1 protein-coding gene is annotated in these 2,702 nt (G+C 61.2%); it reads right to left on the reverse strand.

The genetic code is table 11. The features are described from left to right. Positions 1-2,702, reverse strand: a 2,702-nt coding sequence (locus FGA82_RS30240) for a hemagglutinin repeat-containing protein (protein WP_141129928.1), incomplete at both ends; no start/stop codon positions are given.

Consider the following 2,702-nt stretch of genomic DNA (forward strand, 5'->3'; position numbering starts at 1 on the left):
CAAGCCCGTCCGGCGTCCGCAATGGTTGATCGCCTGCTTGTCGGTGCAAGGCTGGCGTACCGGAAGTCTCGCCGGCATCAATCAGGTCGTGTTCATTGCCGGTATGGTTCGCGGGAGCCAAAGACAGCTCAAGCCCATCCGCAGCCTGCAATGACTGATTGCCTGCTTGTCGATGTAGGGCTGGAGCGTCGGAAACCCCTGTACCCACATGATTTACAACCTCTCGGTTATCCATGGCCGGAGCCTCCGTAACCTGTCGCGTTACGGAGGCAGGACCGGCTGGCGCGTTGTCTACCATGTGCTCTGGATGAACAGTGAGCGATGGTTTAGTCGCTCTTGAACCCTTTACGTCGTTGCCCACATTACCCTTCACCACGCTTTCAGGTTCGCCCCGCGATGTGGCGATGTCCGACGTGTGTTTGATCGTCCCGCCGGTGGCTTTGCCACTACCAGTATCGGTTTTATTCTTGAGCTTGCCAGCAAAGCCTTTGATGTCCCCAATACCGGCAGTAATGGACACGTCGTTACCGGCGATGTGCTCGTCACGGGTCACGGTCTGTGTCTTGTTCGCATCGCGGTTAAGCGGGCCTTCGATCCCTTGACCAGTCTTGACCTGCAGGCCGGCAATCGTGGCGTTTTGCGTGGCGTCGTAATGCACCTGATCCACTCGCGTGACGTTCAGGCTGACAGAGGCCAAACCGGTTTTGCTCAGACCGCCACCGCCGCCGCCACTGCCGCCATCCTTTTCGCGATTGTCGTGCAGTTTTTCGGCCTTGATTTTACCTGCGACATTGAGATCGCCCTGACCGCTTTCGGAGATCAGGTGCGCACCCTTCAGCGTCAGATCACCGCCGATGTTGGCCGTGAGCTTGTTTTTGGCGCTGATGCCCGATTGCTCGGCCGTCAGCGTGCTGCGATCGGTGTCCTTGCCACCGCCACCGTTGGCACCGCCCGTGGGGGCCACGATGCTGGTGGTGGTGATGGCGGCACCGGCGTTGGCACCCCAGTTGGCCACGGTATGACCCATGTCGGAGGTGTCCTGCACCGACGTCACCCGGGTGTTGCCGGCAACGTCCAGATTGACATCATTACCGACCACCTTGGCCCCCGTCAGCTCAAGGTCTTTCTTGGCCTTGATGATCACGGTGTCGCCCAACACTTCGGTGTTTTGGTAAGCGGTCGCCGTGGTTCGGGTTTTATCCAGGCTGCCGGTGTAGCCGGCCGACAGACCCACCCCCGCGCCGGTCGGTGCCACCGAGGCATTGAGACTGACCGAGGCATCATGGGTTTGACTGCTGGACTCGCTTTCGCTGTGGGACTTGCCTGCCGTGAGCGATACGTTGCGTGCCGAATCGAGCTCCACACCGGCCCCGGTGCCGTCCAGTTTGACACCGACCAGGGCGATGTCGCCTTTGGTGGAGGTGATCTTGATATTGCCCTTGAGGAGGTTGATGTTGTCTTTGACGTCCCGGCTCGAGGACGAGGATTCAGTGTACTTGGCCCCCACTTTGGCGGAGAGGGCACCGGTGTCATTGAAGATCAGGTTGGTCGCATCACCGGCGGCCTGCAGGGCAGTCATGCCGGCATCCACCGTCATGCCCTGCTTGGTCTTGTCCGCCAGGGTCGTGGAGTGGTTGATCGTATCGGCGATGGAGCTTGAGCCCGTGCCGCTGACGCCCACAAAAAGGTCTTTGCGCGAATGGGTCTGAACGTCCTCATCTTCAAATTTGGTGCTGACCACCTCGCTGCCGATGATGTTCAGGTCACCGGCCTTGCCGTCCTTGATGGCCTGGATGTTCGCACCGCCAATGTCCACCGTGCCACCCCCCTGCACGGTGACCGATGAGCCGAAGTTGAGGTTGGCGTTGTTGTTGTGAACCTGGGAGCGAGTGTCCTTGGTTTCCACCCGCGAGTAACCAATCTTGGCCCCCAGGGGGCCATCGAGTACCGGCTTGCCGCCATCGAGGGGGCCGGCGTCCGTGGCGTTGGCCTCATCGCCGTTGATCACCCGGGCCGATGCGCCTTGCGGTCCGTATTCGGCGGCCACACCCTTGCCGGCGATACCGGCGTTGACACCCAGGCTCAGCCCTTCGCTGACCATCGTGTCTTCGGTGTGCGAAAAGTCCTGTCCGGTGAGTGTGCGCACTTCACCCTTGGCATCGACTACGCCTTTGTCGGCACTGTAGTCGCCGCCTTGCAGGGTGATGTTCTTGCCGGCGCGCAGGGTCAGCGAACCACCGTCTGCGGCGCCCTGCAGTTGACTGCCGACCGATGTGGCGCTGACTTCGGTGTGCGTTTTGGTCGTAGAACCCAGGGGGATCGATAACGCTCCCAGGCTGACACCATTGGTCTCAACAGTCTGTTTGAAGCTGGAGGTCACCTCGTGCACGTCGTTGGAGGTCAGATTGCCCCCGGCTTCAACATTCACGTGCTTGGCACTGATGCCCGCGGCCGTGAGGTTGACATCACCGGCGGCGACAATCGAGACGCTGCCGTCCTTGCCGCCGTCGACGCGTCCCCGATCCTTGAGCACCAGGCTGCCATGCTCGTCATAACCCATTCGGGCCGAGTCGGTAAAGGCACCGTCGGTGTGGATGGCGACATCCTTACCTGCAATCGTGCTGCCCAGGTTGCTGACATCGCCCTTGGCGTCCAGCTTGAGCGTGGCGTCGGCCACGATCCCGCCTGTGCCGCCGCCCGTG

The organism is Pseudomonas fluorescens, assembly GCF_005938625.1.
Classification (GTDB): Bacteria; Pseudomonadota; Gammaproteobacteria; order Pseudomonadales; family Pseudomonadaceae; genus Aquipseudomonas; species Aquipseudomonas fluorescens_BD.